This is a genomic window from Acinetobacter sp. CY05, assembly GCF_059515805.1.
The window spans coordinates 1-25346 of record NZ_JCAKMW010000031.1; the positions used below are offsets into that span (position 1 = coordinate 1).

Annotated in this window: 11 protein-coding genes and 1 pseudogene; 10 read left to right on the forward strand and 2 right to left on the reverse strand. The window is 39.3% G+C overall.

Annotated elements, in window-relative coordinates:
* The 6 genes from AC5YCD_RS14440 to AC5YCD_RS14465 form a co-directional block, all read left to right on the forward strand.
* Nucleotides 1–1218, forward strand: a 1218-nt coding sequence (locus tag AC5YCD_RS14440) for a hypothetical protein (protein WP_496130700.1), incomplete at its 5' end; no start/stop codon positions are given.
* Nucleotides 1215–4292 carry a beta strand repeat-containing protein gene (locus AC5YCD_RS14445; RefSeq protein ID WP_496130701.1) on the forward strand — a complete coding sequence of 1026 codons (3078 nt, stop codon included), beginning with the start codon at nt 1215–1217 and terminating at the stop codon, nt 4290–4292. The genes AC5YCD_RS14440 and AC5YCD_RS14445, both read left to right, overlap by 4 nt.
* Nucleotides 4293–4432: 140 nt before the next feature.
* Nucleotides 4433–6100 (forward strand): poly alpha-glucosyltransferase, encoded by a 1668-nt coding sequence (locus AC5YCD_RS14450; RefSeq protein WP_496130702.1) that lies wholly within the window; start codon nt 4433–4435, stop codon nt 6098–6100.
* A 12-nt stretch (nt 6101–6112) separates the two neighbouring features.
* Nucleotides 6113–8467 carry a YheC/YheD family protein gene (locus AC5YCD_RS14455; protein WP_496130703.1) on the forward strand — a complete coding sequence of 785 codons (2355 nt, stop codon included), beginning with the start codon at nt 6113–6115 and terminating at the stop codon, nt 8465–8467.
* Nucleotides 8468–8793: 326 nt separating this feature from the next.
* A complete protein-coding gene (locus tag AC5YCD_RS14460) occupies nt 8794–9819 on the forward strand; it encodes a hypothetical protein (protein WP_496130704.1) in 1026 nt (341 codons plus the stop codon).
* Nucleotides 9820–10214: 395 nt separating this feature from the next.
* A complete protein-coding gene (locus AC5YCD_RS14465; protein WP_496130705.1) occupies nt 10215–11264 on the forward strand; it encodes an NAD(P)-dependent alcohol dehydrogenase in 1050 nt (349 codons plus the stop codon).
* 489 nt (nt 11265–11753) lie between these two features.
* On the opposite strand, the gene AC5YCD_RS14470 is transcribed toward AC5YCD_RS14465, so the two are convergent.
* A complete protein-coding gene (locus AC5YCD_RS14470) occupies nt 11754–15194 on the reverse strand; it encodes an indolepyruvate ferredoxin oxidoreductase family protein (RefSeq protein ID WP_496130706.1) in 3441 nt (1146 codons plus the stop codon).
* A 473-nt stretch (nt 15195–15667) separates the two neighbouring features.
* Complete coding sequence (locus tag AC5YCD_RS14475; protein ID WP_496130707.1) at nt 15668–16996, reverse strand: MFS transporter; 1329 nt, start codon at nt 16994–16996, stop codon at nt 15668–15670.
* Nucleotides 16997–17139: 143 nt separating this feature from the next.
* Here AC5YCD_RS14475 and AC5YCD_RS14480 point away from each other — a divergent pair, with 143 nt between their 5' ends.
* From AC5YCD_RS14480 to AC5YCD_RS14495, 4 genes and pseudogenes are all read left to right on the forward strand, one after another.
* Nucleotides 17140–17688, forward strand: coding sequence for a helix-turn-helix transcriptional regulator (locus AC5YCD_RS14480; protein WP_496130708.1), 549 nt, complete (start codon nt 17140–17142; stop codon nt 17686–17688).
* 3115 nt (nt 17689–20803) lie between these two features.
* Nucleotides 20804–21382 carry a DJ-1/PfpI family protein gene (locus AC5YCD_RS14485; protein WP_496130709.1) on the forward strand — a complete coding sequence of 193 codons (579 nt, stop codon included), beginning with the start codon at nt 20804–20806 and terminating at the stop codon, nt 21380–21382.
* A 673-nt stretch (nt 21383–22055) separates the two neighbouring features.
* Nucleotides 22056–23042, forward strand: a complete 987-nt coding sequence (locus AC5YCD_RS14490; RefSeq protein ID WP_496130710.1) for a diaminopimelate dehydrogenase — start codon at nt 22056–22058, stop codon at nt 23040–23042.
* A 613-nt stretch (nt 23043–23655) separates the two neighbouring features.
* A pseudogene (locus AC5YCD_RS14495) lies at nt 23656–25346 on the forward strand (hypothetical protein); the annotation flags it as partial.

Here is a 25346-nt window from a genome sequence, read left to right on the forward strand (position 1 = left end):
GCGACGCAGACGGCGATGCTGATGGCGACGCGGACGGCGATGCTGATGGTGACGCGGACGGCGATGCTGATGGCGACGCAGATGGCGATGCTGATGGCGACGCAGACGGCGATGCTGATGGCGACGCAGACGGCGATGCTGATGGCGACGCGGACGGCGACGCAGATGGCGACGCAGATGGTGACGCAGACGGCGATGCTGATGGCGACGCAGATGGCGATGCGGATGGCGACGCGGACGGCGATGCTGATGGCGACGCAGATGGCGATGCTGATGGCGACGCGGACGGCGATGCTGATGGCGACGCGGACGGCGATGCTGATGGCGATGCTGATGGCGACGCGGACGGCGATGCTGATGGTGACGCAGACGGCGATGCTGATGGTGACGCAGACGGCGATGCTGATGGCGACGCGGATGGCGATGCTGATGGCGACGCAGATGGCGATGCTGATGGTGACGCGGACGGCGATGCTGATGGCGACGCGGATGGTGACGCAGACGGCGATGCTGATGGTGACGCAGACGGCGATGCTGATGGCGATGCTGATGGCGACGCAGATGGCGATGCTGATGGCGACGCAGATGGCGATGCTGATGGTGACGCGGATGGCGACGCGGACGGCGATGCTGATGGTGACGCAGACGGCGATGCTGATGGCGACGCTGATGGCGACGCAGACGGCGATGCTGATGGTGACGCGGACGGCGATGCTGATGGCGATGCTGATGGTGACGCAGACGGCGATGCTGATGGCGACGCGGACGGCGATGCTGATGGCGACGCAGATGGCGATGCTGATGGTGACGCGGACGGCGATGCTGATGGCGACGCGGACGGCGATGCTGATGGCGACGCAGATGGCGATGCTGATGGCGACGCAGACGGCGATGCTGATGGCGACGCGGACGGCGATGCTGATGGCGACGCAGACGGCGATGCTGATGGCGACGCGGACGGCGATGCTGATGGTGACGCGGACGGCGATGCTGATGGCGACGCAGATGGCGATGCTGATGGTGACGCGGACGGCGATGCTGATGGCGACGCAGATGGCGATGCTGATGGCGACGCAGACGGCGATGCTGATGGCGACGCGGACGGCGATGCTGATGGCGATGCTGATGGCGACGCAGATGGCGATGCTGATGGTGACGCGGACGGCGACGCGGATGGCGATGCTGATATTGAAGCAGTTGATGATTTGGAGACAGTGAATCAGACCAATACAGATGTATTAGATAACTTAAATGGTGAAACAGGTGACTCTTTTGCATTATTAAGTGCGGATGCAATAGCAGGTATTATTGATGTAACCTTATTACCGTCTAGTTCTGAGCTTAATTTCACTGTAAATCCTAATACAACTCAGGATATTACGGTTGACGTTTCTGGTAATACAGGTTCTCTGAGTATAGGTGCTGTTGCCGGTGCTTTAGATGGTCTAATTTCAGCTTTATTGCTTGGTCAATCATTTAGTGGTACTGCAGATCTCTTAGTCATTGATCGAACTACTGGTGAAATTGTTGCTGTTGCTCAGGATTCAGTGACTTTAACACCTCAGTTAGTTGATTTTACCAATTTAGGAGTGATTACAACCTCTATCTCTGCAACAGGTGTTAATTTTGAAGGATTACCTCCAGGAGATTATACAGTTGCTTTATCAACCACTGAAACTGATGGTTTTATTGCAACAATTGTTGGTCTCATTGCTGGCACAGGTTTGTTATCAAATGTAGACATTACTATTGTAGATTCAGTGCAACATAATATGACTGAACTCTCGGGTAATGTATTAACAAATGATGATATTGAGGGAGAATTACATACACCGATAGCGACAGCAACGGTAGTGGCGATTGCTTCAGAAACGATTACTACTCCTCAGAATGTTGCTCCAGGTGCACCAGTAATTATTAACGGACAGCATGGTACATTGTCGATTAGTTCTGATGGCTCGTACTCTTATCAAGTAGACCCAACAGTAGATGCGGTTGGTAAAGTAGATACCTTTACTTACACCATTAGTGATGGAACACATACAGATACTGCTAATCTTAATATTCGTATTACGAAAGATGGTGTGACTGTAGAATGGAATGATAATAACCCAACGCAAGATGGAGTTATTCCACAAGATATTTCTGCAACTAATGATTTGTATACGGCATTGGCTCAGAATGTTGAAGATAACTTGAATGGAGAATCAGGTAACTCATTTGCTCTAGCAAATGCAGGAGTGATAGGAGATATTATCTCAGTCGACTTGTTCCCAAGTGGTAATGCTTTAGTATTTAATGTTGCTGACAATAGTGCACAGGATATTACTGTCAATGCGACTGGTACTACAGGTTCGCTAAGTCTTACAGCGATTGGTGGTGCCATTGATGGTATCTTGAGTTTAATTACTGGTGGTGGATACAGTGCATATGCTGATTTACTTGTAATTGATCTTCTGACTGGTGAAATTGTTCAAACTGCTTCAAATGCGGTAACAATTACCCCATCATTAGTGGGTAGCCTAAATCCATTGGATCCGGAATTCGGTCTGATTACTAACGTTATTTCAGCAACCAATGTACAGTTTAATGACTTACCTCCAGGTACCTACACTGTAGCTTTCTCTACAACTGAAACAAGTGGTATAGCAAGTCAATTGATTGGCTTAGTTGCAAGTAGTGGTGTATTAGCAAGCAGCACAATCACAATTACTGATTCAACGCTTCATGATTTTGGTCGTGTGAATGGCAATGTTTCATTAAATGATGATTGGGCAGCAGAGTCTCATGGTGATACAGCGGTTATATCATTGATTGCATCAGAAACTGTAAGTTCACTACCTGTAACTGCAGCAGGAACTACAATCAATGGCCAGCATGGTAAGTTGGTTATCAAAGCTGATGGTTCATTTGAATATATTGGCAATGGTGATCCGGCATCTTACGGTAAGGTGGATAGTTTCACTTATACCATTAAAGATGACTACCATACTGACACTGCGGTACTCAATATTCGTATTGATGCTGATGGTTTAGGTGTTGTTTGGGACAATGAAAGTCCTGGGCAAGATGGCACATTACCAAGTTTTGATGCGGTAGATGATGTAGAAAACCTCACCATTGCTGTGCGTAATGTAGTAAATGAAGACGTAATTGTACCAATTACCACCACTGGAGCAGTAACAACGTCATTTACTGACAGTAATGCAATTCTTGGTGCTTATACACGTACCTTTACTAATAGATTTACTGGTTCACAGTCATTTACGGTAGATTCTGACACAACAGTAACGGGTACAGCATTAATCAATGTTGGGTTAGCTCCTGCTGTTGGGCTTACAGCCAATTCGTGGGGCACCGTGACAGCGACCTACACGATTACTGGACCAAATGGTGTGATCGAGAGTGGCTCGTTGGTACGTGATAGTAATCTATTAAGTTCTAGTTATAATGACTATATCGCCACAGCTGATTTTACGAACTTACCTGCTGGTACGTATACAATTAGCTATAATGTGACCAATGTAACCACAGGAGCTGGAACAGCTATCACAACACCATCTAATAATGGTGCATTCACGGTAGATCCTGCTGTAGTCACAGTAGATGAAACCATGCTTAATGAGTATGAGCCAGTTGTACCAGGAGCGTATTCAGTAACAGGTGACATCTTAGGCAATGACACAGCTTCAGATTTCGCGAAGCTTGAGATTGTACAAGGAGCGAATACTTACGTTATTGAAAATGGTCATCTCTATGTTAATGGTGAGGTACAAAGTACGACCAGCGTAAGTATCGTTGGTGACTACGGTACGTTAGTGTTGAATAACAATGGTACTTACACATATACCGCATCAACTGCAACAAATGTGTGGGGTAATACGGAGGAGTTCATTTACACACTAACGGATATTACTGGCCAAACAGATACAGCTTCAATCAGTATCGAATTGATTAGTGATAATCTGGCAGCTATGCCTGCTGTAGGGGCCCGTGCAGCCTTCTTCTTGAACAATGATGACACATCATTATTATTAGATGTGGAATCAAATGAAGAGAATGTATGGGATACTTTCACTACAGGTTATAATCCAAATGATCTTAGTGCAGTAATTAGTGATAATGAGCAAACTGGAAATATCACCTCTATCTCTACACCAGATGAAGAGATTGATTTAAGTATTCCAGCCTCTGTAACATCACCAACATCTGCATATGTAGAACCAGTAGCTACATTTGATGATGCAGCAACGTTAGAAGAGCTATTAAAAGTTAATCCATCGTTGTACTAATATAGTTTTTTAAAAAAAAGAGGTCCTTCGGGACCTCTTTTTTATTTATAAAAAGAAACATTTATCTTTATATGCTATGTATTCGCTATGTTATATTAATAAAAAATGGATACATATAAAAACATTCGGTGAGTCCCCCCATGACAGTTTTGAGCATCAAAAATTTTTCTCATGTTTTAGTTCTTAAAGAAAAACTTAAAGTATGGTTACTTGAAAACTTTTTAATTCAAAAACAAGCTTTATATACTTTATTTTTCTCTTACGGCACAGTAAACGAGCGCTGCAAAGTTTGGTCAAGTTCAGATCCAGAACCTCAAGTTCTAATTAAACGAATCATGAAGTTTATTGATCAATATTATGAAAAGAATCGATATTTACCTGAGTTTCTGAAATTTGATATCGCAGTTAATGTAGAAGAAAAACCATGGCAACAAGTTGTGAATGAGGTACATAAGCAGCCACACAATAATCATTATCGCAAAGGGATTAGCTTTGACCCTAAATTTAATATCTGCTTTTTAGAGCAAGAAATTTATGGTAGAGCAATTATTAAAGGTCTGACGTATAGTCAGCCAAATTTCTTTGATCAAAAAAATTTAAATAGTGCAGTTAAAGCTAAATATCCAAATATTTCTAAAGTTTTTGAATTAGATAAAATTACAAAGGTATGGACTTTCGATACAATTGCGAGTTTCTACGAAAATCAAAAATTAGTACCATTACAATCTACAGGTGCTCAAAACGGTGTACGTTATTTAGAAGGTAATAAGAAAGATCATATTCGTGATATTGTACTTAAAAATGCCGATTTTCTACATAACGAGATTCAAGAAAACGGACGTTTTGTATACGGTTACTTTCCTGCATATAATCGAGAATTAAGAGACTATAATACCGTACGTCATTGCACATCAGTCTATGCTTTAATTGAGACGTTTGAAGTCAAAGATCAGCCTCATTACTGGGATAACATCCATAAAGCAATCGATTACGCTTTAGAAAATTTTTATAAAGAAGTGAATAAAAATACAGCACATATGATCGATCATATGGGTAGTGATCTAGAAATTAAGCTTGGATCCAATGCTGCAGCTGTAATGATGCTTGCAAAATATCAAGAAACTACGGGCAATAATAAATATCAAATCTATGCAGAAAAAATTGCTAATGGTATACGTAGTATGATTGATAAAAATGGGCAAACCACACATGTGCTTTTATACCCAAGTCTAGAGGTTAAAGAAGAGTTTCGTATTATTTATTATGATGGTGAAGCAGCGCTAGGCCTATTACGCTTATATCAACTTAATAATGATACTGTGCTTTTAAATACAGTGAAACAGATGTTTGATAATTTTATTGCTAAATCTTATCATAAGTATCATGACCATTGGCTCAGTTATTGCACTAATGAATTAATTAAAATTAATCCAGAAAAAAAATACTATGAATTTGGCTTAAATAATTATTTACAGCACCTTAACTTTATCCGTAATCGTAGAACAGCTTATGCAACTTTCTTAGAAATGTTAATGTCTGCGTATAAAATGGTATCTAAACTTAAAGCACAAGGACAGGATGAGCTTTTTGAAAAAGCAAATTTTGAAGAATTAAAAAATGTCATTGAGCATCGCGTAGAGTATCAACGCACTGGGATTTTCTATCCGGAAGTGGCTATGTATATGGCTAAGCCTAGTAAAGTTCTTAATGCTTTTTACGTTCGTCATGACCGTTTTAGAACACGAATTGATGATCAAGAACATAATTTATCTGGTTATGTCGCATACTTAAACTATTTTGAGAAATAAGAGAACAATAACATGAATAATAGTATTGGTATGTTACGAGCAATTGGCTCACCAGGTCCAAAAGCCAAAGCGATGGCATATATCTCCCAAATAAGAGGTCTAAAATTTTATTACTTTACTTTAAATGATATAGATATAGGTAATAAAAAAGTAAAAGCTTATACGTTAATTAATGATCAGTGGGTTAGACAACAAGTTGATTATCCCTACGTTATTGATAATGATGTTCGTTCATTAAAAAATAAAGTGATTATTAATGAACTAAGTCAATATTGTTATCTTACGACACAAATTTTAGGTGGGAAGTTAAAAACAACTCAATTGATTGAATCCTTACCACAGTACAAAGATATTATCATTCCTTATGAAATGATAAAAAATGAAGCACAATTACGAACTTTCATTTTGAATAATAAGTATGTTGTCATCAAACCAGTTGGGGGTAATCAAGGAAAAAACATTCAATTTATACTGTGGGAGGATCGCAGGTATAAAATCAATGATGGCGGAAATATACACTACTTTTCAGAAGAAGATTTTTCTAGTTTTTATGAGGATAAAATTAAAGGACGCAATATTATATGTCAAAAATACATTTCTTCTCTAACAACACACAATCAAGCTTTTGATTTACGTGTTCATGTACAAAGAAATGGGAAACGTGAATGGGAAGTAACTAAAATATATGCTCGTATTAGTGCGGGTGAAGCATTAGTAGCTAACTTGTCTGCAGGTGGTAGTATGGCAGATGGTAAGTTATTTTTAAAACATCATTTTCCAGAAAAATATCTGAATATCTATAAAAAGATCCAAGATATTGGCTTGAATTTGCCAAGAGATTTTCAAAAATTTTATGCTAAGGAAATTGATTCTTTAGGTATAGATTTGGGTATTGATGAAACAGGTCACGTTTGGCTATTTGAAATTAATAGCTTTCCTGGGTCAAAATACTTTGAATTTGAGAGAGCATTAACTAGAATAAATTATTTAAAAACAATATTGAATACACGTAATAATATATCTTATATCAAAGAGAAACTAGTTGGTAATTGTAAACTTGTTATTGACAATACGCCATTAAAATCAAATCATAATATTGTGTTTTTAAAGAATAAGTATAGCAAAGTAGGAATGGGTTTATCTTCGATTAGAAAAAATATAGAGAAAATAAAGATTGTATTATATGCTGGTGATCCTATCCAAGATGAAAACCTACTACAGCAAACGAATTTTATACGTATCAATGATGTAGATAAATTTTTAATTGAATTAGCACATGCATTTAGACAAGAATTTAGTGGAAAAATTTATACGGTCACAGGTAGTGTAGGAAAGACATCTGTTTCGACATTATTGGCACAAATGATTAAATCACTTGACTCTGATACATTAATTAATTTGAAAGGAAACACCCCATTTTATATTGCAAATGGGATGACGCAGATTAACAATCAAAATCATGCAGTATTTGAGGTAGCTGGGGCCGGAACAATTAATGACGAACCTATAGGTGCTATTTCACACCAAATTTTACGACCTCATATATGCTTGTTTACTACTCTTGCACCTGCTCATATTGAGAAGATTGGCAGCATGAAAGCAATTGCTGAGCGTAAGGCAGCAGCTTTTAAGTATTTACCTGAAGGTTCTGTCTTGGTCATCAATAAAGATGTTGAGTATTTTGAATACATGATGTCCTTTGTACCTGATCATGTTAGGGTGTACACTTATGCTATGAATTCAGATGCTGATGCTAAAATCATTGAGCATAATGAAGATGGTATGATTATACAAATTGATCAAGTTAAAGAAAAAATCAATGTAAATGAGCAGGCTCCTGAGCTTAGGCTCAACTATTTAGGTATAATTGCGGTACTGAAAATTTTATTTCCAGATCGATGGAAAGAAAGTTTATTTAAATTGAATGCTGTCAAAAAAGTGCATGGTCGAGGTAAAGTTTTAAATACAGTGTTTAATCATAAAAATATTACAGTAATCGATGAAAGTTATAATGCAAATCCAAGCTCGATGAAGCTTGCTATCACAAATTTTAATAGATTAAATACGAATAAGAAAATTGTTGTAATCTCTGAAATGCTTGAACTTGGAGATTTTAGTTTAGGCTATCATAGAGAGATTGTTGATTTAATTAATACGCTTGATTTTGATAAAGTTGTCCTCCTTGGAGAAATCTTTAAAAAATTAGAAATCATTAATGATAAGGTAGTAAATGCTGAAAATTTTGAAAACCTTAATCATATATTAGGAAGTGTAGTTGAAGATGGATCAAGCATATTGTTTAAAGGGTCGAATAGTACCGGTTTAAATCAATATGTTAAAGATAATTTTTATTTTTCTAAAAATTAAGTTAACTTAAAGCAAGAAAAGTTAAAAATACTTTTCTTGCAAATTTTATAGATAAATTTATATTAGAATACTATTAATTGTCTTTAATAAATAATGTGGATGATATAGCTGAATTTGACTTATATTTTACATTATTGAAATAATTAATTTTTTATTTTAGTTGATTTAATTTAAAAAATTATAGCTGTAGAGTTTAATTTGATTTTAGCTCTATAAAGCTACAATTTAAATATAAAAATTTAAGGCTGTTAAAAATATATTATCAATTTTGGAAATATTCAAGTGTGATTTGAGGTATATAAAAAATATTTTTCTAATAAAATTAAATGTCTGAGAGGTTGATGGTGAAAATAAAATCATCTTTATATTTAATGAATATGTCTAGTATAAATCCTTTAGGACGACTTCCAATTTTTGTGAATACAAAATGTAGTGTAACCATAAGGGTACCTAAAAATATAAACCAAGTTTATATAAAAAATGAGGTGCGAATTTTTTATACTGATAAAATAACAAGTAAACATGCTTTATTAGACTGGAAAAGTACAAACCAAAATCAAATCCCAGATTACATTGAAAATATTGCTATACAAGCGACTACAACTATAGACACCTTGAGCTATCTAGGGTTTTTGCATCCCTTAATGAGCGATCGGTATAGAGACCGAGCCCACTACATAGATATTTATGTTAGAAATATTGGTACCAAAAATGGGATCGCTTATGAAAAACCTTTATATAATTATCATGGTCATCAGTCTGGATGTGGACTCAGTATTTATTTAAACCCTCAACTTGAGGGTTTTCCGGACAGGTGGACGGTAGTATGTCACGAAATTTTTCATCTTTATCAATATGGCTATGCACAATTTAAGAATCGTTGGTATTTAGAGGGTATGACCAACTGCTTAGAACGCTTAATGCGTGAAGGTAAGGGGGAAAAATATTTAACACCCTTACCTAGTACAAAAGATGAACTAGAGAAAAACGTATATAACGTACCTTATACACATATTTGGCACAGATTAGCTTATTTAGCAAAGCATACAAATCTAGCAGAAAATTTACCTTTACCTATATCACTTTTAGAACGTTGCTATACAGATGGTACTCCTGTTTTTAAAGATTGTGATTTCAACGGCTATATCTTTATGCGCCGATTTTTAGAAAATTTAAACATAAGTTCCTTAAGAATCAGCAAAGAAATGAATTTATCGCCCTACGCATGGACTGAAAAATTACAAAGATCTGCAGAATTTTCTCCCGTGATTTTAAAAACTATTCAAGAAACGATGATTGAATTGAATATGAACCAATCGAAGGAGGAGAAGGCATTTCTCAAGTTGAGATAGAGAGGATTCTCTTGCCTCTTACTAAGCTAGTCATATAAATGTGTATTTTTCATGAGAATTTTAAATTTCATTGATTCCTAACGATTAAGCAATGAATTAACAACTAAAATAAATTATTGTCAGTTGATCAAACATGTTCTAGCTCCTTGAGGTTTCAATTTGATTTAAGTTTAGCAATGACAGTAAGCTATTAGCTAAATTTCCACAAGAAAAGCTCATACTTAAAATGAATCAATTCCGCAGCGAAATTTTTTAAAAATCTTTCGACATCACAATATGGATAATCCATTTGAAAAATATATTATAAACTATTGATCTACTCATTAAATGCTAGGCAAAACAGATCAAAACACGCTAAGTTAAATCCTAACCTTAAAACATTGGATGACGTGATAATGACTGAAATGATTTATGCCTATGCCGCACTTGATGCAAATACTCCATTACAACCTTTTCATTTTCAACAACGTAAAATGCGTGCGGATGATGTGGTTATTGCAATTGAATATTGTGGTGTCTGTCACTCTGATTTGCATCAAGCACGTAATGATTGGGGATTTAGCCATTACCCACTTGTGCCAGGCCATGAGGTTGTAGGGCGTGTGAAGAAAATTGGCCCAGCAGTGACTAAATATCAAATCGGAGATTTGGTTGGTATTGGTTGTATGGTTGATTCTTGTCGCACCTGTTCTGCCTGCCATACAGGATTAGAGCAGTACTGTGAAGAGGGCAATACAGGCACTTATGGTAGCTTAGACCGGCACGATCAAACACCCACTTATGGTGGCTATGCGCAGCGTATTATCTGTAGCCAAGATTTTGTACTTAAAGTTCCTGAAAATTTATCTGCTCAAGCTGTAGCACCCTTGTTATGCGCCGGCATTACTACTTGGTCACCATTACGTCACTGGAAGATAGGTGCGCATTCTAAAGTAGCTATAGTTGGCTTAGGTGGTCTTGGTCATATGGCAATCAAACTGGCGCATGCATTAGGTGCAGAAGTTACTTTATTCAGTCGCTCACCTCATAAAGAAGCGGATGCTAGAGCTCTGGGTGCAGATCATGTTGTGCTTTCGACAGATGAGTTACAAATGCAAGCGGTCAATAATCAGTTTGATTTAATTATTGATACTGTGCCTTATGATCACGATTTAAAACCTTATATTCCTACCTTAGCACTCAATGGTAGCCTAGTATTAGTGGGTTATTTAGGGGAAATTAGCGCACATTCTGTCCCTATGATATTAGGACGGAAATCCATTGCAGGTTCTTTAATTGGTGGTATTGCAGAAACGCAAGAGTTATTAGATTTTTGTGGTGAACACAATATTGTTTCAGATGTTGAGGTGATTGCCATGCAAGACATTAATTTGGCTTATGAACGTATGCTAAAAAGTGATGTGAAATACCGCTTTGTGATTGATATGAAATCATTGCATATATAACGCATAAAATGGTGTAGTCGTAGGGAGGTTTTTCTGCAAATACCTCTCTCTATTTAAAAACAATGACAGAAAATGCTATCTATTCCCAATAGAGACTTTCTATGAACACTTGCTACAGCGTTATGTGATTTTTAAATTAAAATAGGCAGATGTGAGCTTAATATTTTTACCAAGATCGAGCTGCAGAAAAAACTGTATAAATAAGTTAGAAACAAGTTTATCCACAGCTATTGTGGATAAATATGGCAGTTTTAGCTTTGATATATATGTATAAATGGTTTTTTTGATTAAAAAATGATCAATTTAAGTGCTTGATAAGTTATTAAGGCTTTTTATTTTAATAAATTCTTTATTTTTAGTACTTTAGAAGAACTCAATTCCTTATGGCTTGGAAATAAGAGCGAGGTGAAAATTATATGATCTTGCTCTCAATATTTAATATTTTAAATTAAAAAACCTATGCTGAGTACCAGCATAGGTTTAAGTCGATTAAGCTTCAGTGATGAGAGGAATGAGGCGCTTTCTCTGTTGATAACGCGTGAGCATATTTTTTACTTCCACTTGATAATCTTGCAAAGCCTGCATTTTAACGGGACCGAAACCACGCACGTTATTGACTAGATTACAAATCTCAACTGCTTGCTGCAAATCAGCAGGATCCAAGTGATCAATTACCTCGTTGACCAATTGCATATAGTCTTGAATAAGCTGACGTTCGGCAATGCGTTCAGGATTTTTTCCAAGTGGATCAAACCATTGACCACGCAACCATTTAAATTGCGCCAAAATTGGCATAAGCTTTAATATCCATGTGCCAAATTTGATTTTTTTAGGTCGTCCAGTGCTAGGATCTACGCGACTCAATAGAGGTGGCGCGAGCCACAAGCTCATATTTTTGACACTACTAAATTGTGCTTTTAGCTTTTCTTGGAACTCTGGCTGACTATATAGGCGAGCCACTTCATATTCATCTTTGTATGCCATGAGACGATATAAATTGCTTGCAATACTGCGTATTAATTGTTGATCAATATCATAATGAGCCAGACGTTTTTGTGCATCATGCATAAAATTTAAATAACGCTGAGCATATTGGACATTTTGATAATCTTTAAGCTGCTTAGCATAGTTTTGAACTTGCTCGCTAGCAGATAAATATTGCTCGTTCGTGTCTTTAACAGACAACAGTTGTTGTTCAAGTTCAGGGTGCTCGGCAATGATGCGTCCCCATGAAAAAGCAGCCCAATTTTTTTCAACACTTGGCATATGTTGCATGCTACTTTCTAATGCTTGCAAAGAAATTGGAATCAGGGCCTTTTGCCAAGCAAAACCTAACATTAAAATATGGGCAAAGGTGGTTTCAGCAAAAATTTTTTCGCAAAGTTGGTTGGCATGTAGCATATAAATATGTGAATCATTAACCACATGTTTTACTCGCATGATCAATTCATCAACATTTAATACATGATCACGATTATGTACAAACGCTGCAGTAGGCACCAAATCAAGATTGATGACCACATGACTATTAAGTTGTAAACGTTGTAACATATCACTTGTCGAGGCAGCGACCAGATCATTGGCCATTAATAGATGTGCTTCTTTGCTGCCTACACGAGAAGATAAAATCTGTTCTTGCTGTTTGGCTAAACGTACCTGACTAAAAACCGCGCCATTTTTTTGTGATAAACCGGTAAAATCTAAGACGCTTGCCGCATGATGATCTGCCACAGTTGCCTTGCCTACCAGTGCAGCAATAGTGAGTACGCCTGTACCCCCTACGCCAGAAAACAAAATGTTATAGTTCTGCCGAGGTATATGCGGTAGATGGATATTAGGCAGGGTATTTAAATAGCGCTGATAGTCCAATGTCTCAGGTGCATCATGTTTTAATTCTGCACCTTCTACTTCAATAAAGCTTGGGCAAAAGCCTTTTAAACAGGACAAATCTTGGTTACAGCTGGATTGATTGACTTTGCGTTTAATCCCTTGGGCCGTATGAATGGGCTCAATAGAAATACAATTAGATTGTACAGAACAGTCACCACAGCCTTCACAGACGCGATCATAAATAAATGCACGTTTATGAGAGGTGGCCAATGTCTGATGTTTGCGACGACGTCTTTTTTCAGCAGCACAGGTTTGGTCGTAAATAATCGCGCTTACGCCCTGATAGTGTTGGTATTGTTGTTGAATTGAAGTCAGTTCGTCGCGATGGAATATTTGACAATTTTTTGCCAGATCATCCCGATCTTGCCAACGTTCAGGTTGCTCTGAAATTAAACACAGATGTTCTACGCCTTCAGCAGCGAGTTGCCTAGATATTCGAGCTGGATCATTATTGCCTTCTGCAGGTTGACCACCCGTCATGGCGACTGCATCGTTATATAAAATTTTAAAGGTAATATTAGTCTTTGCTGCAATGGCTGCACGAATGGCTAAAATGCCAGAATGTTCATAAGTGCCATCACCAAGATTTTGAAAAATATGCGCCGTGTTGGAAAATGGTGCAGCACCAACCCAATGCATGCCTTCACCACCCATTTGACTAAAGGTATGCGTATTACGCTCTGGCATCATGAGTGCCATAATATGACAGCCGATCCCAGCACCTGCAATAGCGCCCTCGGGTATTTGTGTGGAGGTGTTATGCGGACAACCAGAACAAAAAAATGGAGTACGCTTTTGGGTTTCAGGTGCTAAAAGAGTCGTTTGCTCTAAAGCTTGAATTTTGTGTTGCAATCCTACAGGCTGCTCTAGAAATTGAAAGATTTTTTCAGCCACTAACTGGGTTGAATATTCACCGGTTTCAGGCAAAAAAAGATCACCATCTGGGGTGTATTTACCAAAAATTTGTGGTTTGTAATGGCTATGGTAGAGAATTTCTTTCAGCTGGCTTTCGACGATACTACGTTTTTCTTCAATTACTAGAACCTTTTTATGGCCATGGATAAATTCAAGCATGCCCTGATCTTCAAGTGGCCATGACATACCTACTTTATAAATTGAAATACCGTAGTAGTCTAATTTTTCATCCAATCCTAAATAACTTAAGGCTTGCATAAGATCTTGATGTGCCTTACCTACAGTGACAATGGCATAATGGGGTAGACTAGCCATATGGATTTTGCGATCTATGCGGTTTAAACGTGCCCACGCTTTAGCTGCAGGTAACTTATGTTCAATCAAACGTTTCTCTAATTCAAAGCGCTGTGCTGGCCATTGTAAGTTCTGGTCCCAATTGAGTAATGTGTCATTTTTTGCGGGGCTCAAGAATACAGGTAATTCATTTAAGCGTAGCGTTGCAGCAGCTTCAATCACATCAGCCACTGTTTTGAGTGCGACCCAAAGCCCTGAATAACGAGACATGGCAATTCCTGCTAAGCCAAAATGAATCACTTCAGCCACGTTACTCGGTTGTAAAATTGGCATAGCAACCGCTTGGAAAATGCCGTCACTTTGATGTGGAAAGGTAGAAGATTGAGCAGTGTGATCGTCTCCTGCTACGGCTAAGACCCCGCCCATTGGTGCAGTACCAAACATATTTGCGGTACGAAACACATCACCACTTCGATCAATACCTGGACCCTTACCATACCAAATGCCAAAAACACCTTGATAGCGGCTAGGACCGAAAGCAGCTTGCATTTGGGTACCCCATAATGCGGTCGCTGCTAAATCTTCATTCAGCCCGGGTTGAAAAACAATGTTAAGTTTTTTTAATTCGGCTTCATGTTTCCATAACATTTGATCATAGCCACCTAAAGGCGAACCACGATAGCCGCTAATTAACCCAGCCGTTTTTAAGTTCTGAGATTGATCAAGTTGAATTTGTAATTTGGGTAATTCAACTAAAGCTTGAATACCGGATAAAAAAACTGGCTCCGTGTTCGCTTCACGTTTGAAAATATAGTTTTTATCATGACCCATATGTTTATCCTTCTGTCGTGTTTAAGCGACTACCGTTCCTTATACTAGACGCATCTTTATTAAAACTTATTTTTATTAATAGTATAAAAATAAGTGATGATTTGTCTCAGTCTAGAAGTTGTGGCGCTAATGTAAAGACAGAAAAGACAGAAAATTGGTTGCAAATTCGTTATTCAGATATCAGCTGAATACAAAGCGTAAAGAGGGCACTTGATCTGCTTAAAACTGATAATATTAAAAATCAAACTACCATAGACATAAGATTTATTAAAAAAATAATATAATTAATTATTTAAGTATTTAACCTTTGTCATTCTGAATGTAAAAATTAAATTTTTATTTTCAACAATAAGTAAAGACATATAGCACTCAAGCTGATGTATAAGGGTGTTGCAACTGGCTTTTCAAGCTATAAAAAAAGACCCTCATGGCAGCACGAGGATCTTGGATTGCCTAACAGAGGTAGAAGTCAGCTATGACTTAAGCTCTGATGTTGAAGTGGTGGGACTAAGCGGTTCAACAAGAGTTTGATAATGCCGATCAGACTTCATATATAAAGTACAAATAATCGCAAGCATGGCCATACCGACAATGTACAGCATCACCCAAGTGGGTTGTCCGTGATTAAGGCTAAGCAATTTTGTGGCAATAAGAGGCGCTAACCCCCCACCCAGCACACCTGCAAATTGTACCGAAATCGAAATACCGCTATAACGGATTTGCGCTGGAAATTGCCGTGCAAATAACATTGATTCCGGAGCGTACATAATTGGAAACACCACACCAATGGCCAGAAAGAACGCCAACCAAATGAAGAATGGATTTTGGCTATTGAGCATCATAAAGAACGGGTAGCAATACAGTGCTAAAATGCCTAAGCCGAATAGAAATAAACGCCGCTGACCGACTTTATCGGAAAGATGCCCGCACAATGGCGTAACAAAGATAGAGAGTGCTGCACCACAGACAATGGCAAATAACACCTCCTGACGGGCAATATTGAGTTGCGTGGTGGCATAAGCCAGCGCAAAGGTAGAGGCAATATAAAACCAGGCATTTTCTGCTGCACGCGCCACAATAATCGTAATTAACTCTTTAGGATGATGCTTAAACACTTGTAATGCAGGAACTTTAATCTCTTTTGTCTCATGTTTGACTTTCTCAAAGTCAGGTGACTCTGGCACTTTAACCCGGATATACCACCCCACACCCAAGAGAAGCACGCTGGCTAAAAAGGGCAAGCGCCAGCCCCAACTAAATAAAGCCGCTTCAGGTAACAACGACACCAAAGCCAAAGCAATCGAAGCCAGCATTAATCCAGCACCGGCACTGGCCTGCGGCAAACTGCCCCAAAAGCCTTTTTTACCTTCAGGGGCATGTTCTACTGCCATAAGTACGGCGCCGCCCCATTCACCTCCCATGGCCATTCCTTGGACAAAACGCAAAATCACCAAGCATACGGTCGCCCAATAACCAATTGACTCATAAGTGGGTAATAAGCCAATCAAAATTGTAGGAATGCCCATTAACACCAATGTCAGCATCAACATCGACTTACGCCCCACTTTGTCACCAAAGTGCCCAAAAACAATTCCGCCCAAAGGCCGCCCAATAAAACCCACTGCATAGGTCGCAAAAGCAGCCAACACCCCGGTTAACGGATCCAAATTCGGAAAAAACAGTTTATTAAAAATCAGCGCCGCCGCTGCACCATAAATAAAAAAGTCATACCACTCAATCGTGGTCCCCACCATACTGGACACACCTGCCAGCCGGTGGCTTGAACGTGCCTGTTCAGCCATATCTACATCCTCATTGTGATTCTTTTGTATTGTTGGGCAGCTATTATTGTTTTACCCAATGCCTTTAAACTTGCATCTTTTTCAAGCTTGGGTCAATTTACTTAAATACTTAAGTAGTGTTTCATCAGGACAGAGGAGGAGCCATGCAACATGATCTGCTTTTTGAGCTTGCCCCAGCCGCGCTCGTGCTGTTAAGTCACCGGCAGATCCAACATGCCAATCAGGCATTTTTAGCGTTATTTGGTTATGAAAAATCGGCGCTGATGGGCCAAAACATGCGGATTTTATTTCCAAGTGACCAAGACTACGACATGATTGGCAGCCAAGCATGGCAAGGGGTGATGTCTGCACAAAACGGCTTCTATTCGGATCAGCGTTTTATGCGCCATAAAAATGGCACATTATTTTGGGTCAAAACCCATGCCCGTAGCTTAACTCCTGAGGATCCCTTTGCGCAGATCATTTGGCATTTTGAAGCGGAAGCCACTCAAACTGAAGTTCAACTGACCCCACGTGAAAAAGAAATCAGCCAATGGGTGGTCAATGGTTATAGCTGTAAACAAATTGCAAGACAACTGGGACTGTCGCATCGTACGGTAGAGGTACATGTGGCCAATTTAAAAAAGAAATTTGCCATTCAGTCCAAAACCCAACTGGCACATAAAATGACTTATCCAGACCAATTCCCTTGAGCAGAACATATAAGAAAGACCATCCATTGCGATGATGGGATGATGACACAAAATCAGTCAATCACAGCTGCATGTGGACAACCTGCAACAAGCTGGATAAGGTGCCATGGAATTGAATCAAGATCATTCACTTAATCTAAAAATAAGCACTACGACGCTACAATCCACTGAACAAGCATCATTAAAATCCCAAACATAGCTGAACCATGAAGTGCAACACAAAGCACAGCTCATCCAGCAGGCAGATGGGTAAAGCGCGAGATGAAACCTCATACATAAACCATCACCTAGATTAGATCGATATAAGCTCAAAAGAGGGAAGAAAGACGTCCTTTAGATTTCATGACATCCAGAGGATGAGAGATCTTAATCTCGGTGATTTTTAAGACTCAGATCTAACATGGGGTGCGACAATTTGATCTGTTTAACGCTTTGGGTGAGGGGATGTTGGGAAACCAGATGTTGTACAGCATGTTTGATTTTATGATCAGCTTTGAATACGTTGACTGCGGCACTAACCATTTTTAATCGACTGTTCGGGTTATTCATAAACAAGAGTAAATCAATGACATAAAATGAAAATTCATTTTAGGGCAGCATCAGTGACTAAACTAGCCTCTAGAAACCTAAACTGTAGTAAGTTATGGCTGACAATAAGTTAAAAAATAAGCAGTTATGCCCGATGATGGACCATAACCAACCCATAGCGCAGATCATGAGCAACGCGAATCTGATCATGACCATAAAATGGTGAGTGCCTACTCGGTCTAGTCTATCTCACTGAAGCCCATATATGGTTGAAAACTGATGGCATACGCAGGAGAGAGGACTATACTGCATGTAGACATTTAGATCATTGGGCGCCGTGACTACAGGTTCGGTCAGTATAAGTGAACCCGCATGACATGAATGGTTTATATTTGAATAGCCAACAATCATGTCTAAGCATTATGAAGTCTATGCAAGAGACGCGATTTTATGGCTACGCTCCAACTAAGGCTTAAGGGCAACACCCATCTGACCAAATCATTTTCGGTTTATGGCGATGACGCTGAGCTGATAGATCTATGTAGCACCATTTTAGTGCCTGCTTCAAAGCAATGCTTGAGCCTTAGGTCACACACCGACTCAACACTGAGCCTCATGCCAGAGCTGACTACTGCGCAGGGGGGGATGTCTAAAATGAGGGTTAAGCACAGCTTGATTATGCAGCAGGTATAGCACGTGTGTTGTCTAAATACTGTTGATCTCATCGCTGCTCAGGTCATGATGGACATACTCACACTAGATCAAATAAGAAATGCTGTTTGAAACACCATTTTGGGCTGATTTTCTAGGGATAAGATCAGTACGCTATTAGACAAAAAGATTTGTGTCGCTGTCGAGCTAGAGCTAGAGAAAGAAAAACAGCTAAAGTAACCTTATGTTTAAAGCCTGAGTAGCGTAGATCCATTGAGATGGGGACGCCAATTGGATCCAGACTATAGACATCACCAGATGTGTAGCCAGTCATGATCATGGTGAAAAGAATACATGCCGCTATTTCTATACACGCAATGCTGCATTGGGTTATGGGTGAATTAAAGCTTAGAGGTGTAGGGATGATCGCAAGTCAATTAACTGAGGCATAAATCACTTAAGCATAGCTACATTAGCGTTGATATGGAGCGAGTTTTCGGCAGGTTAACGGTTGATTGCTGAGCTTAAGGGCAGTTGGGCACAAGCATAGCAGGATACTCTATAACAAGCGGATCGAGGGGAGAGGTAGGTAGCATGATCAGGTTGTAGTTGAGTCATCTCATGGCAAGGTTGTATGTCCTCGGGAACAAGCGGTTCGAGATTGTAGACGCACGTGGTTCAGATCATCCAAGTTAAGACTGATGTCAAGAGACTGCATCAGTGTGATTAAGCCTATATAAGTACATTGTATTGAGCAAGGGAGAGTTGATTCGGCGGATTAATATGCTCATCTATCTTGAAGTGCTGATCAGGGTTCGAGGTGATACGCCGTGATCTATGAATGATGAGAGCTGGCCTCGTCGAGCTTAGGGGGGTAAGCCAATATGAATCTACGCTGTTGCTGCTTTCAAAGTGGTTTTGCTATAAAAAGTGGTCTTGGAAGAGTATCTAATGTCTACACTTATATATGACACAAGACATATCACAGCGGATGCAAGTGATAACAGAGCATGAGCGGTCTACCATCAAGGATTGAAGGGCGTACAGCTTTGCCTATGAGCAAGTGGATTAGGGACAAAGCATATATAGGTGGCCACATGAGGCTTAATCTACTTAAAATCTAAGTGGTCGCGGAGCAGTCATCGAGTCATAACTAGGTGAGCTCAGATGATGAATCACATCAGCTGTGTGCAATGGCACAGCAGCACTCAGCATATCACGCGATGGCATGATCAGCTGACACATGATTTTAAAAATGCGCCTTTGAAATAGAGCGGCCTCTATCTCCTATACACATGATGAATCAACACATTTGTTTGAGTTCAATAGATGAGGCTTTAAATTGCTGATGGTCAAATACAGGAGAGCGGATTAAATGCGAATTTTGTATGTATCTCTAAAGTTTGAATCAATGGAGTGGAAAGTATCTCTTTCATCTCCACGCTTCAATATCGTTTAAATTTTTATATTCGATCCAGCAAGAGTAGCCCATCAGCTAGGGAAGGCAGGTTTTTGTTTTGCTAAGGAAAGTTGGTGGTGCGGTACGCATGGCCTAGGGTCAGTATAATCAGCTTTATAACGCACGCGCTCTTTAATTGTTGTTCAATTGGAGGGCCCAGATCTTAGGGAATAAAAAAAGAGTGGCTGTTGGGGCAGAATAAAAGCTTGTAGGTTAGGTGTGATGGACCGGCATTTAAAGTGTCGCGATGACATAAATGACATAAATGACATAAATGACATAGCTTGAATAGAAAAGCAAAATCATGTGCGGATGTAACGCACTGTGCTGGTGTAAGAGTGGGGTGTAACTGCGTAAAACCTCTCGATCGATGATTGAAGGATAGATAGATAAGAAAAAGCTGAATCAATCTATAGCCTTAGGACATGATGTGTCTGTATGCTTTACACATCATGACATAACAATAGCGATGAAAACATGAACGTCGGCATCTTATTATTTGATGAAGTGGAAGTACTCGATTTTGCTGGACCTTATGAGGTCTTTGCCATTACCACAGATGATGCCCATCAAAAACTTTTTCATGTTTTTACTGTGGCACAAAAACATGAAATTTCAGCACGAAATGGTTTGGTGGTGAAAAGCGATTATCTGTTGGCCCAAGCGCCACACATCGATATTTTGGTGATCCCAGGTGGCTTAGGTGCTGAAACAGTCGAGTTATACAACAATGAACTGTTAGCGTGGATCAAGGCAACACATCAAACCACACAGCTTACATGTTCAATTTGCACTGGCGCTTTTATCTTAGCAGAAACAGGTTTACTCAATGGCCTAGAAGCGACCACCCATTGGATGGATCTAGCGCGTTTAGAGACGCAATATCCGGAGATCACTGTCCTTAAAGGCGTCAGATATGTAGATCAAGGGAAGATCATCACGGCTGCTGGTATTTCTTCTGGTATTCATGCGTCCTTATATGCTGTATCTAAACTCACACAGCGCGATATTGCAGTGAATACGGCAAAAAGAATGGAGTTTGAGGCTGATCTATAACATCTATGGATGAATGCTGCGATTGGCCAGATGCACATAGGCCGAAATTTATAGCGATGTCTTATCATGATAAATGAGATCACGATGAAATTGCTTGAGGATGTGGTCACTATTGAATGACATGTAAGAATGCACAAATAAACGATGGGAGCGTTAATCGTCGTTGTGATTTAAGCGAGAGTGGAGCATCGCTTTATTGTTTTATGACTGGGTTAAGTAGTGCCTGATCTCAGCTGATCATCGTCAAGTGATCTGCTTTGCATTCGAGCTCAGTGTTAATTGAAACGGTGACTATTGGAGAGCCTCAATAGAGGGTCTCAAATGGTTGTTATCAGGGGTGAGCTTGGGCTGAAGTGCCACTGCAGGCTTTAAGCGAGGTCAGCGCTGTAACTGCATGTTTAAAAGCACCTGACACGTGAAGCGATCTCGGCTGTAATTGAAGGGCAAGCCGCTGTTAAGCGTTTAATAAACCAGAACTTAGATCAATAAAAATCTAAACCTACACATTTGATTAGCGGTTTAAATTTATAAAAAGTGCTGTATATTGGTGCGGTTATGTTAAAGGTGCGCTTTTAAACTTCTTAAAAGCGTATCCAACACAACTCAATTCGATCACTAGCAGAAGCGTGATTGAGTGCATTCTTGTCCCATTCTCATGAAGTAACTTATCTTTATGCAAAATCTTATTCGCATTGGTATTGCCGGCTATGGCAATTTGGGTCGTGGCGTTGAAACAGCGATTCAAAAAAATCCAGATCTCACCCTCGTGGGTATTTTCACACGCCGCTCTCCTGAAACGGTTTCTCCTTGTTTTGCTGAAACAGCTGTATTCCACATGGATTCACTGGCAGATTTCCAAGATAAGATTGATGTTTTAATCTTATGTGGTGGTTCTAAAGACGATTTACCACAACAAGGTCCAGTGTTGGCCAGCCAATTTAATATTGTGGACAGTTTTGATACGCATGCACGTATTCCAGAATATTATGCAGCCGTAGATGCACCAGCGACTGCCAATAAAAAGACAGCGATGATCTCAATTGGTTGGGATCCTGGTATGTTCTCAATCAACCGTTTATTTGGTGAAGCATTACTGCCTGATGGCGAAACGTATACCTTCTGGGGCAAAGGCTTAAGCCAAGGTCATTCAGATGCGATTCGCCGTGTAGAGGGTGTGAAGGCTGGTGTGCAATACACGATTCCATCTACAGATGCCATGAATCAAGTCCGTAGTGGTTCACGCCCAACATTAAGCACCAAAGATAAACATACACGTGAGTGCTATGTGGTGCTTGAAGCAGGGGCAGATGCAGCTGCAGTAGAGCAGGCGATTGTCACTATGCCGGATTATTTTGCGGACTATAACACTACAGTGAACTTTATTGATGAAGAGACCTTAAAACGTGATCATCAACGTATGCCACACGGTGGATTTGTGATTCGCAGTGGCAATACCAGTGATGCACAATCACAGGTGATGGAGTTCTCTTTAAAACTCGACAGTAATCCAGAATTTACAGCGAGTGTTTTAGTGGCATATTCACGTGCCTGCTATCGTTTAAACCAAATGCAACAATACGGTGCCAAAACGGCATTTGATGTAGCGCCTGGTTTATTATCGATTAAATCGCCAGAGCAATTACGTAAAGAGTTACTCTAAGGCTAGAGGCTAAAAGATGAGCACCAGTGCTCATCTTTTTTTTAATTTGCTGGATACACCTCAAAAATAATATTTAAATCATACAATCGTATATATATTGATAATCTATTCATTAAACTTAAATGATTTTATGCAGATTAAATCCCTATAAAGTTTATGGGATATAATCGAAGGAAATATCAAATTAATCTAAACATCTGTATGTTACAAAATACCAATTTTTTATGTGAAAATGGTCGCAATCTTGAGTTTTTTATTGTGATCTTTATTCGATTTTCTCGTCAAAATATTCATTCTTTATGTCCCTTTTATTATCATAAGCTGATATGTTTTTTTGTTTTTTATTATATAAGATACTTATTTTATTAATTTAAGTTGTTGAAATTTATTAAATTTATTTATTTAATTTTTTTGAAATATTATATAAGTAATCTTCATTATTCAAATAAGATTTGATTTATTTATTTTTTAATAAAATTGATACAAAAAGGTATTAAAATTGTTAAATAATTTTGTAGAATCGAATGACCATCTAAGTAAATCAAGCATATTAAAACTTTGTGGTACCACTTCATAACAAACTAAACTCAAAGCTATAAACAAGGGTATAACCATGATCGTCAAAATCCTCGGTCTCATCACATCGCCAATCTCATACGTGCTGAGCACGACATTACAGACGCTTACCGGTAATCTATTTAATAAAAAGAGTGATCCAATTGCAGAGCTTAAGTCAGAACTTACACAAGCGGGTTTGTCAAAAACTGCAGTAGAGTCAGCGATTTCAAGTGTGAATAATGGTAAGGTCGCTACGCCATTATTCAATAACTTAGCACAACAAGTGAAAGTTGGTGCAGTGTCAGCAACGTTTGCTGAAGGCATTGTACAAGGTATTGACTCAGGTAAACTTTCACCAGCGCTTGCAACAACCCTTTTCGATCAAGTTGTAGAAGGTAAATTACCTGCCGATCTTGTTACCAATATTTTTAGCGGTTTAGGCTTAACTTCTCTTAACGAGACAGTAAAAACATTAACCAATACCGTTGATAATGTGACGGATAAGTTGACAGATGCGGTAGATGTGCTCGTTGATGGCTTGACGGATGTGTTAGGCGGTTTGTTAGGTGGTATTTCATTAGATGGCATCGATCGTGTAGTAGGTGGTTTAACGCAAACCGTTGACGGTTTAGTGGATAAAACTACAGATGTAGTTGACCATGTTGCAGATGCATTATTTGCAAATAACTTATTGGTTAAATTACTACAAGGTTTAACAGAGGGTGTATTACCAATTAAACTCGTCACTGACCTTTTAGGTGGTTTAACGAGTGGTTTATTGTCATTAGGTGTATTAAATCATCTCGTTGATGGTCTAACTAACGGCATTCTGTCTTTAGATTTTATTGGTAACTTACTGGGCGGCGTAAACGGCGGTATTTTATCATTAGATCTAGTGACTAAACTGGTTGAAGGCTTAACGCAAGGACTCTTGTCTTTAGATCTAGCGGATGGCTTGTTGGGTGGCTTAACAGGCGGTTTACTTCCACTCGATCTTGTTACTAATTTACTTGGCGGTTTAACTGGTGGTCTATTATCACTAGATTTCGTAACCAATCTTCTAGGTGGTTTAACGAATGGCTTGTTGTCACTTGACCTAGTAACTGATCTTTTAGGTGGCTTAACAGGTGGTCTACTTCCACTTGATTTAGTGACTAACCTAATCGGTGGTTTAACCAACGGCTTGTTATCGCTTGACCTAGTGACTGATCTAGTTGGTGGCCTAACAAATGGCTTGTTATCGCTTGATTTAGTGACTGATCTTTTAGGTGGCTTAACAAATGGCTTATTGTCACTTGATTTAGTAACTGATCTTTTAGGTGGTTTAACTGGTGGTTTATTATCTCTAGACTTCGTAACCAATCTTCTAGGTGGTTTAACGAACGGCTTGTTATCGCTTGACCTAGTGACTGATCTTTTAGGTGGCTTAACAGGTGGTCTACTTCCACTTGATTTAGTGACTAACCTAATCGGTGGTTTAACCAACGGCTTGTTATCGCTTGACCTAGTGACTGATCTAGTTGGTGGCCTAACAAATGGCTTGTTATCGCTTGATTTAGTGACTGATCTTTTAGGTGGCTTAACAAATGGCTTATTGTCACTTGATTTAGTAACTGATCTTTTAGGTGGTTTAACTGGTGGTTTATTATCTCTAGACTTCGTAACCAATCTTCTAGGTGGTTTAACGAACGGCTTGTTATCGCTTGACCTAGTGACTGATCTTTTAGGTGGCTTAACAGGTGGTCT